Below are 14,229 nucleotides of genomic sequence, written 5' to 3'. Positions count from 1 at the left end.
GTGCCCGCGGAAAGAATCTCGAGAAATCTCCCCGACATACGTCGAAGCGCGGCAGGCGGCTCCGACCGAAGGGTGACAGCAAGTCAGCCATCGAGTAAGGAGCTCACCATGACCGTCACCACCTTCTTCTGGTTCGACAGCCAGGCCGAGGAAGCCGCCACCCGTTACACCGAGATCGTGCCGAACTCCCGCGTCGTCGAGGTGACCCGCCACCCGGACGGTTCGGCTTTCATCGTCGCCATCGAACTCGACGGCCAGTCCTACACCCTGATGAACGGCGGTTCGGGGCACCCGCTCACCGACGCCGCGTCGGTACAGCTCATCGTCGACACCCAGGCCGAGGTCGATCGTCTGTGGGACGCGTTGGTCGAGGGCGGCGAGCCGGGGCCGTGCGGTTGGCTCACCGATCGCTACGGCCTGTCCTGGCAGGTGGCCCCCGCCGCGCTCGCCAAGATGATGGGCGCCGACCCTGCCAAGACCACAGCCGTCGCCACCGCACTGCGCAGCATGTCCAAGATCGACCTGCAGACACTTCAGGACGCCTACGACCAGGCCTGAGCCCGGATAGGGCCGTCCAGGACAGGGACAGCCCCGCCCCTCCGAGGTGGAAGGACGGGGCTATCGGGCATCGGGTGAGAGGACCCGAACTCGGGGGTCAGCGCCAGTGTTCCGGCGTGACGGGGGCATCCCAGGCGCGGGCATAGCGGCGCTTGTCGGGGGCATTGGATTCTTTACTGCGGTAGACGATGTAGGGACGGGTGAGGTAGCCGACGGGGGCGCTGAACATGTGGACCAGGCGGGTGTAGGGCCAGATCCCGATGAGTGTCAGCACGACCAGGCCATGGACTTGGAAGGTCCACGGGGTGTCGACCATCAGCTCGGGCCGAGGGTGGAGCGTGAAAAGGCTACGGAACCAGGGGGAGACGGTTTCGCGGTAGTTGTAGGTGCCCCACAGCAGGTTGCTGCCCCAGGTGTTGAGCAGGCCGGTGACGAGAGCTGCGGCCAGCAGCACGTACATGAGCTGGTCGTTGCGGGTGGTTGCCTTGCGGACGGCGGGCACGGTGACGCGGCGGTAGAGAAGGATACCGACGCCGAGTAGCACCGCGAGTCCGGCGACAGATCCCGCCGATACCGCGACCACGTGGTAGGTGTGCTCGGAGATTCCGACGGCCGCAGTCCAGGACTCCGGTATCAGCACACCGAGCACATGCCCGCCGATCACGCCGAGCATGCCGAAGTGGAACAGCGGGCTGCCGAGGCGCAGCAGGCGACTCTCATAGATCTGCGATGACCTTGTGGTCCAGCCGAATTGGTCGTTGCGATAGCGCCACAGATGCCCGAGCAGGAACGAGGTGAACGCCACATAGGGCAGCGTCATCCAGAAGGTGGTCGTCATCGGCGGCCTCCTGATCCGTCGAACAGCGCGGGGTCCATGGCGAAGGTGTCGAGCCCGACTTCTTCCTCCGGTGGGCCCTGCGCGGCCAGTTCGGCAATGCGCCGCCGGTCCGCGGTGGTCAGCGGCGGCAGGGTGGCCACCACGGCGGCCAGCACCCCGGCATACGGAGACCCGTTATCGGCCAGCGACAGTCGTAGCAGCTCGATGACCGGCACGTGCTCGCCGAGCAGGCGTTCGCCGCCGATCGGGTCGACGGTCGCCGCGAACTCCAGCAGCACCGCCAGATGGTCGGGCAATTCCTCGTCGCCGAGCTCCACGCCCGCATGCCGGTAGGCGTGCTTGAACCGCAGCAGCGCCATCCCGCGCTTGCGGGTGTCGCCATAGGCGTAGAACGTCAGGTGCATGCTTGACCTGCGGCGCATATCGAAGGTCTCAACGTACTTCTTCGCCAGCTCGAGCTGCGCAACGCTGCGCAGATGGGCGAGGAAGTCCAGCAGGTGCGGGCGCACCTCGACGGGCAATTGTGCTGCGGCGTCGGATATCTGGTCGATCTCGGCCAGCAACTGCTCGCCGGGGTAGTCGAGCAGCAGTGCGGCGATCCGCCACACCAGGCGGCGATCCCGCTCGGGCATCGGGACGACCGGTTCGGGTCGCCGGCGTACCTTCAGCAGACTCATCGCTGTGCTCCGGTCGGCGTGGTGGCCGAAGCATCACGTGCCGCGCCGTTCGTGCCATGGCCGTTGGTGCTATGGGTGCGGTTGCCGTTGCCATTGGCGGCGTTCGCGGTGGGAAGCAATCCCTCGGTGTTGCGCCCGTCCCAGTTCAGGAGGTTGATGCGATTCGACTTCTCCTCCGGCGCTGCGCCATTGGTGTCGGTGAGATGGAACTTCTCGACCATCGTGTCGAATGCCGTCATACCGGGCCCGCCGTCGGTGTCCAGGCTGCAGCCGGTGGCGAGCGAGTCCAACTCGTGCGCCTGGGTCCCCGCACCGGTCGGAATCACATAGCGGTGTTCGTATTTCGCGATGGCGAGCAGCCGGTACATCGCCTCGATCTCCTCCGGCTCCAGTCGCACCGACGGTGCGATCGAAGGATCCGGTTCCACCCCGAGATTCACCGAGCGCATGAAAGACCGCATCGCCGCGAGCCGCTGGAGCGCGGCGCGCACCGGCCCGACCTCACCGGCGGTGAAAAGCTCGGCGAGGTATTCGATCGGGATGCGCAGTGCGTCGATGGCGCCGAACAGGTTCGAGGCATTCTCGCCGTCGTGCCCGGTCTCCGACAGCACATCTACCACCGGCGACAGTGGTGGCACGTACCAAACCATCGGCATGGTCCGGTATTCCGGGTGCAGCGGAAGCGCGATCTGGTAGTCGACGATCAGCTTGTACACCGGCGAGTTCTGTGCTGCATCGATCCATTCCGGTGAGATCCCGGCGCGTTCGGCCTCGGCGACCACTCGGGGATCGTGCGGATTGAGGAAAACACCCAGCTGCGAAGGATAGAGATCCTTGGTGTCGGTGACGGACGCGGCCGCGAGCACGGCGTCGGCGTCGTACAACATCACGCCGATGTAGCGCAGCCGCCCGACGCAGGTTTCCGAACACACCGTCGGCATGCCGACTTCCACGCGCGGGTAGCAGAAGGTGCACTTCTCGGCTTTGCCGGTCTTGTGGTTGAAGTAGATCTTCTTGTACGGGCAGCCGGTGACGCACTGCCGCCACCCTCGACACTTGTCCTGATCGACCAGCACGATGCCGTCTTCGGAGCGCTTGTAGATCGCGCCCGAGGGACACGAGGCGACGCACGACGGGTTGAGGCAGTGCTCGCAGATCCGCGGCAGATAGAACATGAAGGTCTGCTCGAACTCCAGCTTCACCTGATCCGACAGCCGCGCGAGCAGTGGATCCTTGCCGACCTGCTCCGGGCCGCCGCCGAGGTCGTCATCCCAGTTCGCGCCCCAGGTGATGTCGGTGTTCTTCCCGGTGATCAGTGATTTCGGCTGGGCAACCGGCGTGGTGTCCATGGCCGGAGCCGACAGCAGGTTGTCGTAGTCGTAGCTCCACGGCTCGTAGTAATCGGTCACCGTCGGCAAGTCCGGATTGGCGAAGATGTTCAGCAGCCGCTTCATCCGGGAGCCGGATTTCAGGGTCAGCTTGCCGCGCCTGCTGAGTTCCCAGCCGCCCTTCCACTTCTCCTGGTCCTGGTACTGCCGTGGATAGCCCTGTCCTGGTCGGGTTTCCACATTGTTGAACCACATGTATTCGGTGCCACCGCGATTGGTCCATGCCTGCTTACAGGTGACGCTGCAGGTGTGGCAGCCGATGCACTTGTCGAGGTTCATCACCATGGCCATCTGTGCCATCACGCGCATATCAGTACTCCACTTCCTGTGAGCGACGACGGATCGTCGTCACTTCGTCGCGCTGATTTCCGGTGGGGCCGTGGTAGTTCAGCGCGAAGGATTGCTGCGCGTAGCCGCCGATGAGGTGTGAGGGCTTGATCATGATGCGGGTGAGCGCATTGTGGATGCCGCCGCGCTTGCCGCGCGCATCGTTGACCTCGGAGCTCGTTTCGATGCGTGGCACACCCACCGCCCGGTCCTGGGCGTGATACATGAACACGGTGCCTTCCGGCATCCGATGGCTGACGATCGCGCGGGCGACGACGATACCGTTGCGATTGACCGCTTCGATCCAATCGTTGTCGGCCACACCGATTTTCGCGGCGTCCTTCTCCGACATCCAGATCGATTGGCCGCCACGGGATAGCGTCAGCATGTGCAGGTTGTCCTGGTATGCCGAGTGGATCGACCACTTCGAGTGCGGCGTGAGGTACCGGACCGTCACACCGCCCGCGCCGACCTCGCCCACATCCGGCTCGCTGAACAAGGCCGTCATGTCCAAGGGCGGTCGGAAGATCGGGAGTTGCTCACCGAGTTCGACCATCCAGTCGTGGTCGAGATAGAAGTGTTGGCGCCCGGTGAGGGTGTGCCATGGCTTGAGCCGCTCAGTGTTGATGGTGAACGGCGAGTACCGCCGCCCGCCGGTTTCGCTGCCCGACCACTCCGGCGAGGTGATGACCGGAACCGGCCGGGCCTGGGTGTCGGCGAAGGTGATTCGCTTGCCCTCGTGCTCGGCGGCCAGATCGGCCAGCTCGGTTCCGGTGCGCCGCTCCAGCGCCTGGAACCCTTCGACCGCGAGCCTGCCGTTGGTGGTGCCGGACAACGCGAGGATCGTCTCCGCGGCGTGCGTGTCCTTCGCCAGCGACGGGCGACCCTGCGCCACACCGGAAACCACGGTGCCGTTCACACCGGCGAGGTAGGCGACCTCTTCGTCAGGGTGGGTGGTGACGCCCTTGGTCGTGAGACCGAGTGTTTCGACGAGCGGTCCGAGCGCGGCCATTTTCTCCGCGATCTTCGAGTAGTCCCGCTCCACCACCACGATCTTCGGCATGGTCTTGCCCGGAATCGGCTCACACTCACCGGCTTTCCAGTCCAGCACCCGGCCGCCGACCTGCGCAAGCGCATCGGGTGAATCGTGCTGCAGCGGCACCGCGACGATGTCCTTGCGCGTGCCGAGATGCTTTTCGGCCATCCAGGAGAAGCCGCGTGCGATCCGGTGGAAGGCATCGAAATCGGTCTTGGCCTCCCACGGCGGGGAGATAGCGGGGGAGAACGCGTGCACGAAGGGGTGCATGTCGGTCGAGGACAGATCGTGCTTCTCGTACCAGGTCGCGGCGGGCAACACGATATCGGAGAACAGGGTGGTGCTTGTCATCCGGAAGTCGAGGGAGAGTAGGAGATCGAGCTTTCCGGTCGGTGCGTTCTCCCGCCAGACCAGCTCTTGCGGCCGCACGCCGGTGTCGTCGGTGGTTTGCAGGTTGGAGTCCGCGCCGAGCAGATGCCGGTGGAAGTATTCGTTGCCCTTACCCGAGGATCCGAGCAGGTTGGCGCGCCATACGGTCAGACAGCGCGGGAAGTTCTCCGGCGCATCGGGATCTTCGCAGGCGAAACGCAGCGCGCCCGATTTGAGGCTGTCCACCACGTGGTCGGGGGCGCTCTTGCCCGCCGCGTCGGCCTCGTCGGCAAGGTCGAGCGGATTACGGTCGAAGGTCGGGTAGCTCGGCATCCAACCGAGTCGGCTTGCCAGCGCGATATTGTCGGCGGCGGTCCGTCCCGCGAAGGCGCCGCTGCCCAACGGGGAGGCGAAGGCCTGTGCGGTGAACGGGTCGTAGCGCCACTGGTCGTTGCTCAGGTACCAGAACACCGTGCCCTGCATCTGCCGTGGCGGGCGCTGCCAGTCCAGGCCGAAAGCCAAAGTCGCCCACCCGGTTACCGGGCGGCACTTCTCCTGACCCACATAATGCGCCCAGCCGCCGCCGTTGACGCCCTGACATCCGGTGAGCAGGGTCAGCGTGAAGAAGGCACGGTAGATCTGATCGGAGTGGAACCAGTGGTTGGTGCCGGCCCCCATCAGGATCATTGAGCGGCCGCCGGATTTGTCGGCGTTGTCGGCGAATTCGCGGGCGATCCGCTCGGCCTGTGCGGCGGGAACGCCGGTAATCGTCTCCTGCCAGGCCGGGGTATACGGCTGGGAGGCGTCGTCGTAGCCGGTCGGCCACTCACCGGGCAGTCCGTCCCGGCCGACGCCGTACTGCGCCAACAGCAGATCGAAGACCGTGGTGACGCGCCTGCCACCGATCATCGTGGTCGGCACGCCACGCACCAGCACGCCCGGGGTGTCGGAATCGAAGCGCGGCAGCCGCACCGTGACCGACTTCTGGTCCGGTCTGCCGTGCAGCGTCAACAGCGGATCGACACCTTCGAGGTCGAGGTTCCACTTGCCCGCATCGCTCGCGCTGAAGCGGTGGCCCAGAGAACCATTGGGCACCACGGGTTTTCCCGCCTCATCCAGCAGCACCGGCTTGTGCTCCACACCCTCGCCGGTCCGGCCGAGGTCGGCGGCGGTGAGGAACTTGCCGGGTACCGCGCCGTCGTGGTGATAGACGCCGTCGGCGTCCCAGCCCTCCGGGTCCTCCACGCACACCAAGAACGGCAAGTCGGTGTAGCGCTTGATGTAGTCCAGGAACCGCGGCGTGCCGCGATCGACAAAGAACTCCTTCAGGATGACGTGCCCCATCGACATGGCGAGGGCCGCGTCGGTCCCCGGCCGCGCGGGCACCCATTCGTCGGCGAACTTGGTGTTGTCGGCATAGTCGGGGGACACCACAACGACCTTCTGCCCGCGATAGCGGGCTTCGGTCATGTAATGCGCGTCCGGCGTTCGGGTGACCGGCACATTCGAGCCCCACATGATCAGGTAGCCCGCATCGAACCAGTCGGCTGATTCCGGAACATCGGTCTGGTCGCCGAACACCTGCGGCGAGGCCACCGGAAGGTCGGCGTACCAATCGTAGAACGACAGCATCGAGCCGCCGAGTAGGGAGATGAACCGGGCGCCGACAGCATGGCTGACCATGGACATGGCGGGGATGGGTGAGAAGCCCGCCACGCGGTCCGGACCGTAGCGTTTGATGGTGTGTACGTGCGCGGCAGCGGCGATCTCCGCGGCCTCCCACCACTCGGCCCGCACGAAACCGCCCTTGCCGCGAGCGGACTTGTAGCGCTCGGCCTTGACCGGGTCCTCGACGATATCGGCCCAGGCCAGCACCGGATCTTTACAGCGTTCCTTGGCTTCCCGGTACATCTCCAACAGCACGCCGCGCACATACGGGTAGCGCACTCGCGCCGGGGAGTAGGTGTACCAGGAGAACGAGGCGCCGCGCGGACAGCCGCGTGGCTCGTACTCGGGCTTGTCCGAACCGACCGAGGGATAGTCGGTCTGCTGGGACTCCCAGGTGATTACGCCGTCCTTGACGTAGATCTTCCATGAGCACGACCCGGTGCAGTTGACTCCGTGCGTGGAGCGCACGACCTTGTCGTGTGACCACCGATCTCGGTAGAACTCGTCGGCAGTGCGCCCGCCGACCTGATGCAGGCTGCGTTGATCGGCGGAGGCCTCACCGCGCCGAAAGTATTTGCCCAATCGAAGGAGCGCATCGCCGGCATCGGGCGATGGCCGATCGGCCGAATCGGAGGGCGCGGAGCCCCGAGTGCGTGAATTAACCACGACGCCCCCTTCGAGCTGTGAAATCGGGCTGATGCTCCGACTCTAAGGAGGTCGGGTGGCGCGTCAAAATGATTCTCTCACAACGCGCGCGTGTGCTCGGTGAGCTGTGAGGTCGCGGCAATATGACGGTCACCGTGCGGTAGCGGCGAATCGCTGCTGACCTGCGTGCGACCAGCGTCGATGCGGTCTGACCGGCTGAAATGCCGCTACCGGCAAGTGTTTCGGGGGCTTGCCGGTGAAGCTTTGGAAACCGCTGGTTATTGTTTGCTTTACATTTGTTAACACGTTCTCGCCGGGTGCTGTGGGTGATTTGTCGTGCCCTGCGGTCCTGCGGATATGACGTGCCGGGCGATTATTGCAAGCGCCGCGCGGTGTCGCTGTGTATTTGCCGATAATTTCGGCGGCCGACATGCCGGCGGATTATCCTTCGTACGTATAGGGGTTCGAGGCTGCGATCGAATCGGCTGCGGGTGGCGGTGCCTGCGGGGCGGTGCGTGCTGTCACCGATCGGCACCGTCGAGATGTCGGAGGATCCGGCCACCGCGCCGGCGGCGGCCGAGTGTGGCCCGGCTTCGATGGGCTGTCCTTCTCGAAGCGCGTCGGGATTCGGTCGCCGCGATCACGACAGTCGAACGTCCGGAACATCGCGGCGGCCGGATCGGCACGGCCGTCGCGTGGCGCGGATTTCGTGGCCTGCAACCATTCGGCGATTCCGGCCTGCCGGGTGATCGTAGGTGTCTTGGCTCCGCTGGGCTGCCGATGCGGGCCTCGATCTCGAATATTGGTGGCCGCGAGCCGGATTCGACCCCGAATAGATTTCTGCAACGTTGCTATTCGGCGGCGTGTGCTTCGAATATAAAGAACGAATGTCGTTTAATATCGACTCCCATGGGCGCGGGCTCACATCGTCGACGATGGGGTCATGACCAGCCCATCGTGTGCGCGCCGCGAACTGTTCAGCTTGCCTCTCGTGTAGATGTACCCAACTCGTTGATACGACTACAGCTTCGTAGGAGTGGATTGCTGTGCTAAGCAAGTCGACCGATGCCGGCGAAGGGAATCAAGTGCGGCCCCCAACCTTTGGGGGGCTGCTGCGCCGACTGCGTGACGATCGGCGCATATCCCGGGAAAAGCTGGCATTCGCCGCGGGGGTCAGCTCCAGCTATGTCACCCATCTCGAAGGCGGCGATCGCGATCACCCGACCAAGGCGGTAGTGACCTCACTGATCGCCTATCTGGATCGGATAAGCCCGTTGGCAGATGCCGAGCGTAGACATCTTTTCGACCTGGCGGGGCTGGCCGAAGAAACGTTTCCCGGCGTACCACAGTTGCGCGCCGAGATCAGTGACGACATGCGCAACGGACTGCGACTGCATGAGCCGAATGTCGCCGGCTACCTGGATACCCGGTGGAACATTCTGTCCTGTAATGAGGCCTACGACGCCACTTTTCCCGGGTTGGTCGAGGACGCCAATATCTTGCGCTGGTTTTTCGGCAACGCGTTGTCCAAGCGGGTCATGGTCGATTGGCGGCGCGAGGCCGCGCTCACGGTGGACTGGCTGCGCGGCCTCATCGGGCAATCGGGCGACACCGCATGGTCTGCCGAACTGCTCGACGAACTCGGCGAGTATCCGGAATTTCGAACCATGTGGGCCGCGGGCCGCACCATCTATGGCAGAGACCAGCCGATGCATATTCGTGACCTTGACACCGACGAGTGCTACAGCCTCGATGTCCAGATGTTCCGGGTGGACTCCGGTAATTATCCGGGCAGGGTCCAATTCTTTCTCGGCATCCGCACATCGTGCCCCGCGACCGTGCCCACCACCGAATCGTTCGGTTCGTAGCAAGCACGGCGCATGAGCAAGGCGATCACCCGCTCGCCGGCGGGTGATCCACCGCGTCCACTCGGCCGGGTCCGGATCGCCGATCAGCTGCGGCGCCAGGGTCTCGGTGATCGGCGCAAGGGGGGCCTGACCGCACCAGGCGTCGAAGAAAGCGCGGCAACGCGTCCATTCGGGCAGGCTGCACGCGCCTGCCTTGGTGTCGAGCAGAGCGAGTCCGAGTACGCGATCCGGGTGCGAGCAGGGCGGTGCGCAGCGCCGCGTAACCCCCTGACTCATCCCGCCGATAACGGCCTTTTCGACACCGAGCGCATTCAATACCGAAAGTGCGTCGGCTGCTGGATCCCAATAAGTGAACGGCTCGTCGCACGGTGCTCTTGTTCCGCCGTGGCCGCACGCATCCACGTCACCACATTGATTCCCGCGGTGGTCAAGTTTTTCAGTAAGGATCGAACATGGATTCGTCTATGGGAAATCCGTGGGCGAGCAGCAGGACAGGTCCGTGGGGCCGGTTCGAATGGAAATGAACTGTCACCGAGCCAGATTGAACGTAGGGCATGGCGGCGGCGTTACCGCCCACAGGCCGCCGACCACGGTAATGCCCACCGGATGCGCTACACAGTGGTGTGTTGCGTCCGGTCGGAGTTTCACTGGCCGGTGTAAGTACATCACAGGGTTTGCTCGATGTTATCGATTTTCAGGACAAGCCGTGTCGGAGCGTATTTGATCCGCTTATCGGGAAATTCGCGAAGTTGGTGACGACCTCGCGAGTATCCGGCCGATGAGGACAGGTTGCGCGCACATTGCGGGAGTGAGTGTTTCATGGTGAATGACATCCAACTGGTGCCCCACATCACGCTGGCCGCGGCCGCGGACTGCTCGAACGGTACCTTCGCGGTATGCGGTGACGAGGGCCGAGCGCTCTGGTACGGCCCCTTTCTCGATACCGATCTCGATCATCCGCACGGTGACCGCCGTGCCGGCGCAATGGCCGCCGCCGCCCGCGCGGTCTGGTTGGCGGGCCGGGCCCGCGCCGACGCGGGCCACGACGAAGCGACCCTGCATCTGACCATCACCGAACCCGACGTGGATGCCATCACCCTGGCGTGCACCGCGTCGATGTCGGGACTGGCGCTGGATGTGGTGGTAGCCGAGGACAATCCGGCGCTGGACTGGTGCCTGGCCTTCGGCAGGCTGGACTGGAACCCGGGTGCGCTGGTCAGCCTGGTCGAGGCCGCCCGCCCGGGTGTGCTCGAGCTGTGCGCTCTGCGTTCGGTCATCGCGAACCCACCACTCGATACCGACTCGAAGGAGACAGTTCCTATGATTCGCAGTTCGCGCGCTACCACCTCGATGGCCGACAACTCGGCGATCGACCCCGGTGTAGAGCTGCGCTCCGCGCTGGAAGCGCTGCTACTGCACGACGCCGTCGGATTGGATGCCAGGATGCGGCACGCGATTGCCGCGGTCGTCCATCTCGCCGTCGATACCCCGCACGGTCCACCGGAGGATGCCGAGGAATTCCTCGGCAGGCTCGACACGGCCTGGCTGCTCGCCGCATGGGCGGGCCACGACACCGAGATGTCGCTCATCGCGACGCTGGCCGCGGGCGATGTACCCGCCATGTCCTGGTGCGAACTCATGTTCACCACCGCACTGGCGCCCTGGTCGACCAGTCCCGTCGCGGTGCATGCACGCCGTATCTTTGCTTCCGTCCAGCACAGCCACCTGGGCGCGATGCGCAACCAGATCGGTATCTCCGGAGCTTGAGCACGCGGACCGGCCACAGCTGAGAACAACTCTGGCGCAGGGGTGGGGTGACTCGGCGCAGCTGGAGCTGACTCAGCGCAGCTGGACTTCGGCGAACGAGTCGATCCAGCGGTGCGGTGGTCGCGGCGGATTCGGTTCGCCGGGGCGGTGGACGCCGATCGCCGACCAACCCGCGGCGACGGCGGCATCGAGTTCATCCGGGTGGTCGGACAGGAACAGGACCCGCTCGGCGGGCGTGCCGATGGCGCCCGCGATCTTCTCGTAGGACGAGGATGCCCGCTTCGGCCCCGCGGTGGACAGATCGAAATAGCCGCCGATCAGCGAGGCGAGTTCGCCACCGCGGGCGAAGGCGAACCAATCCTGCTGGTTGCGTACCGATCCCGACGAATACACATAGAGGTCGAGCCCGGCGGCTCGCCATGCGGCGAGCGCTGGCGCAACGTCGGGAAAGAACTCGCCGTGCAGGGCGCCGGAGCGGAAGCCTTCGTGACAGATCAGCCCCTGGGCAACCTTGAGCGGGTCGGCCTTGACATCCGAGCCGAGCCAGTCGCGCAGGATCGCGGCCACCTCGGCCTCGTCGGCGTCGGGGCGTTCGGCAAGTGCCCTGGTCGCCGCGACGATGGGGACGGCAGCATCCATCCGGTTTTCGGCAAGCCACTCGGGGAGCCTGGCCCTGGTGTAGCCGTACAGATCCTCGCGCACCGAGCTGGTCGGGCTGGTGGTGCCTTCGATATCGACGACGACCGCGGCGATCACGGCGCGGCGAGCAGCTGGTCGAGGGTCGGGAAACCTTCGCTGATGCGGTCACCGGTGAAATCGCCGACCCAGCCGTCTTCTTCCTCGAAGAAACGGATAGCGATGAAATCGGGGCGGGTGCCCATATCGAACCAGTGCAGGGTTGCGGCCGGGACCGAGAGCAGGTCGCCGCCCTCGCAAACGACGGCCAGCACCGCATCATCGAGGTGCAGGTAGAAGCACCCGCGGCCGCCTGCGAAGAAACGCACCTCGTCCTCGGCGTGCCGGTGTTCGTTGAGGAACTTCTCGCGGGCGCCCTTCGCGATCTGCGGCCATTCGGGGTTCGCGTCGTCGGGGTGGATGCGGGCGATGTCGATGTGGCGGTAGCGGCCGACGGCATTGAGCTCGGCGACCCGGTCGGCGTACTCGGCCAGCAACGCGTCCGAGGTGATGTCGGCGGCATTGTCCACCACCGGCCAGCGGTCGAAAGTGATTCCGCGGTCGGCCAATTGCGCGGCGATCACCGCGTCGTCGGTGGTCCGCAGCAGCACCTTGTCGGCATCGTCGGCGGCCATCACCTGCAAAAGCGTCATCTCAGTCCTATCTCGAGGATCTCGTCATGTAAGCCGACCTGCCGCCGCCCGGTCCGCAGCACCAGTTCGCACAGCGCCTCGAGGCATTCGGCGCGATCGCGTGCCTGGGACAGATTGTCCCCCCAGGTGGTGATGCCGTGGCCGGCGATGCCCAATACCGGTGGTGCGGTCGGGTTCTCGGACAGGTACCGCTCGATGTCGGCGCCGATGCGCGCGACATCGGGCCAGTTGGGGAACACCGGGATGTCGATGGCCCCCAGGTCGGCGCTGCCGAGTCCCTTGATGAGTTCGAAGTCGGTGATGCGCAGGATAGTCGGGTCATCGGGAGAACCGGCCTGCGTCGAGAGCGTCGTCGCGTACGGCGGATGGATGTGCACGACCGCGGCCGCGTCGGTCGTCCGATACACCGCGGTGTGAATGGTGGTCTCCGCCGACGGTTTTCGCTGCTGCGGAGCTACCGGAGTCGAATCCAGCACGCGGACGGTCACCATGTCGCGCTCGGACAGTTCACCTTTGGCGAGGCCGCTGCCGGTGATCACCGCGGTCTCCGCGGTGCGTACCGAGATATTGCCCGCCGTGCCCGGCATCCAGCCGCGGTGGTAGAGCTCGCGCGCGATGTCGGCGATCTCGCGGCCCGGATGGTGTTCGGGGACAGCAGATCCCGCACGATGGACGACGCCCAGTTCGGTGACCACGGCGGTTACGAGGTCGGCCGGCGTGACATCGAAGGCCGGGTTGAAGACCTCGGTGCCCGCGGGAGCTGTTGAGACACCAGCGAATCCGGTGACCTCGGCAGGGGCGCGCTGTTCCACGACGATGTCGCGCCCGGTCGCCATATTCGGGTCACGGGTGGACTCGGGGGCGACGACGATGAACGGGATACCGTGATGGCGGGCCGCCAGCGCCAGGGCATAGGTCCCGATCTTGTTCGCGACGTCCCCGTTGAGGGTGACGCGGTCGGCGCCGACCAGCACACAGTCGACTTGACCGGTGGCCATCGCCCAGGCCGCCGCGGAGTCGATGGTGAGTCGGTGCGGGATGCCCGCCGCGGCGAGCTCCCAGGTCGTCAGCCGTGCACCCTGCAGCAGCGGGCGGGTCTCGTCGACCAGGACGTTCTCGATCGCACCGCGCTCCGACAGCACCCGAACCGCGCCGATTGCAGTGCCGAAGGCGCTCGTCGCGAGCCTGCCGGTGTTGCAGTGGGTCAGCACGCGCAGCGGGCGACCAGGGCAGAGCTCCTGCACGAGGTCGGCGGCATTCGTCGCGGCGGCGCGGTTGACGCGCCCGTCCTCGGCCAGGATCGCCAGCGTCTCCGCGAGCACCGCGTCCACACCGAGCGGCACCTGAGCCGTGACTCGCCGCACCGCCCATGCCAGGTTCACCGCGGTGGGCCTGGTGGCCACGATGCGCTCGGCCTCCGCTTCGACCCGCGCCACATCGACGACACCGTCCGCGGTGTTCGCCGCGGTGGCGATGACCACCCCGAACGCCCCCGCGATGCCGATGGCCGGTGCGCCGCGGATGGCGAGCCCCCGGATGGCGTCGACGATGTCCTCGACCGTCGTGAGCCGCAACTCCCGCACCTCGTGCGGCAGCCCGCGCTGGTCGATGGTGACCAGCGCACCGTCGTCCCAGATGAGGGAACTGTCGTCCATCAGGTGCGTCCTTCTCGTCGTGAAGAGGGCCGTTGTGCCTGGTAAACGGTATCCGACCGGGACCGATGTCCGAAATTCGGCTCGGCTGTGCGCGGGCGGCCGTCG

10 protein-coding genes are annotated in these 14,229 nt (G+C 65.6%); 3 read left to right on the top strand and 7 right to left on the bottom strand.

The window, feature by feature from the left end; translation table 11 throughout:
- The first annotated feature begins 108 nt into the window (after positions 1-108).
- Positions 109-558: a VOC family protein gene (locus ACLMAL_RS12885; protein WP_411999286.1), complete on the top strand. Its 450-nt coding sequence runs from the start codon at positions 109-111 to the stop codon at positions 556-558.
- 97 nt (positions 559-655) lie between these two features.
- Here ACLMAL_RS12885 and narI read toward each other — a convergent pair whose 3' ends face one another.
- Genes narI through ACLMAL_RS12865 form a run of 4 tightly spaced genes read right to left on the bottom strand, consistent with a single transcriptional unit; the run spans position 656 to position 7,527 of the window.
- The gene (gene narI / locus ACLMAL_RS12880) at positions 656-1,396 is read right to left on the bottom strand and encodes a respiratory nitrate reductase subunit gamma (protein ID WP_411999285.1); all 741 of its coding nucleotides are present in this window, start codon (positions 1,394-1,396) and stop codon (positions 656-658) included.
- Entirely contained in the window at positions 1,393-2,073 is a 681-nt protein-coding gene (narJ, locus tag ACLMAL_RS12875) for a nitrate reductase molybdenum cofactor assembly chaperone (protein ID WP_411999284.1), read from the bottom strand. The genes narI and narJ overlap by 4 nt, the downstream gene beginning before the upstream one ends.
- A complete protein-coding gene (gene narH, locus ACLMAL_RS12870; RefSeq protein ID WP_411999283.1) occupies positions 2,070-3,770 on the bottom strand; it encodes a nitrate reductase subunit beta in 1,701 nt (566 codons plus the stop codon). The genes narJ and narH overlap by 4 nt, the downstream gene beginning before the upstream one ends.
- Before the next feature lies 1 nt (position 3,771).
- Positions 3,772-7,527: a nitrate reductase subunit alpha gene (locus tag ACLMAL_RS12865; protein ID WP_411999282.1), complete on the bottom strand. Its 3,756-nt coding sequence runs from the start codon at positions 7,525-7,527 to the stop codon at positions 3,772-3,774.
- A 1,025-nt stretch (positions 7,528-8,552) separates the two neighbouring features.
- On the opposite strand from ACLMAL_RS12865, the gene ACLMAL_RS12860 reads away from it, so the two are divergent.
- Both ACLMAL_RS12860 and ACLMAL_RS12855 read left to right on the top strand, forming a co-directional pair.
- The gene (locus tag ACLMAL_RS12860) at positions 8,553-9,374 is read left to right on the top strand and encodes a helix-turn-helix transcriptional regulator (RefSeq protein ID WP_411999281.1); all 822 of its coding nucleotides are present in this window, start codon (positions 8,553-8,555) and stop codon (positions 9,372-9,374) included.
- An 819-nt stretch (positions 9,375-10,193) separates the two neighbouring features.
- A complete protein-coding gene (locus ACLMAL_RS12855) occupies positions 10,194-11,141 on the top strand; it encodes a hypothetical protein (protein WP_411999280.1) in 948 nt (315 codons plus the stop codon).
- Positions 11,142-11,213: 72 nt separating this feature from the next.
- Here the strand turns inward: ACLMAL_RS12855 and mtnC are convergent, their stop codons facing one another.
- Genes mtnC through mtnA form a run of 3 tightly spaced genes read right to left on the bottom strand, consistent with a single transcriptional unit; the run spans position 11,214 to position 14,124 of the window.
- Positions 11,214-11,897: an acireductone synthase gene (gene mtnC / locus ACLMAL_RS12850; protein WP_411999279.1), complete on the bottom strand. Its 684-nt coding sequence runs from the start codon at positions 11,895-11,897 to the stop codon at positions 11,214-11,216.
- Positions 11,894-12,469, bottom strand: coding sequence for a 1,2-dihydroxy-3-keto-5-methylthiopentene dioxygenase (locus ACLMAL_RS12845; protein ID WP_411999278.1), 576 nt, complete (start codon positions 12,467-12,469; stop codon positions 11,894-11,896). Before ACLMAL_RS12845 ends, mtnC begins: the two co-directional genes overlap by 4 nt.
- Positions 12,466-14,124: an S-methyl-5-thioribose-1-phosphate isomerase gene (gene mtnA, locus ACLMAL_RS12840; protein WP_411999277.1), complete on the bottom strand. Its 1,659-nt coding sequence runs from the start codon at positions 14,122-14,124 to the stop codon at positions 12,466-12,468. The genes ACLMAL_RS12845 and mtnA overlap by 4 nt, the downstream gene beginning before the upstream one ends.
- Positions 14,125-14,229: the final 105 nt, after the last annotated feature.

This window comes from Nocardia sp. CWNU-33, from assembly GCF_046764895.1.
GTDB lineage: Bacteria > Actinomycetota > Actinomycetes > Mycobacteriales > Mycobacteriaceae > Nocardia.
Note: the sequence above shows the minus strand (reverse complement) of the source record. Positions and strands in the feature narration are given on the sequence as shown.

Excerpts from the sequence above, each read along its gene's own strand:
- ACLMAL_RS12885 (WP_411999286.1), top strand. The coding sequence starts at position 109 with ATGACCGTCACCACCTTCTTCTGGTTCGACAGCCAGGCCGAGGAAGCC.
- narI (WP_411999285.1), bottom strand. The coding sequence starts at position 1,396 with ATGACGACCACCTTCTGGATGACGCTGCCCTATGTGGCGTTCACCTCG.
- narJ (WP_411999284.1), bottom strand. The coding sequence starts at position 2,073 with ATGAGTCTGCTGAAGGTACGCCGGCGACCCGAACCGGTCGTCCCGATG.
- narH (WP_411999283.1), bottom strand. The coding sequence starts at position 3,770 with ATGCGCGTGATGGCACAGATGGCCATGGTGATGAACCTCGACAAGTGC.
- ACLMAL_RS12855 (WP_411999280.1), top strand. The coding sequence starts at position 10,194 with ATGGTGAATGACATCCAACTGGTGCCCCACATCACGCTGGCCGCGGCC.
- ACLMAL_RS12845 (WP_411999278.1), bottom strand. The coding sequence starts at position 12,469 with ATGACGCTTTTGCAGGTGATGGCCGCCGACGATGCCGACAAGGTGCTG.
- mtnA (WP_411999277.1), bottom strand. The coding sequence starts at position 14,124 with ATGGACGACAGTTCCCTCATCTGGGACGACGGTGCGCTGGTCACCATC.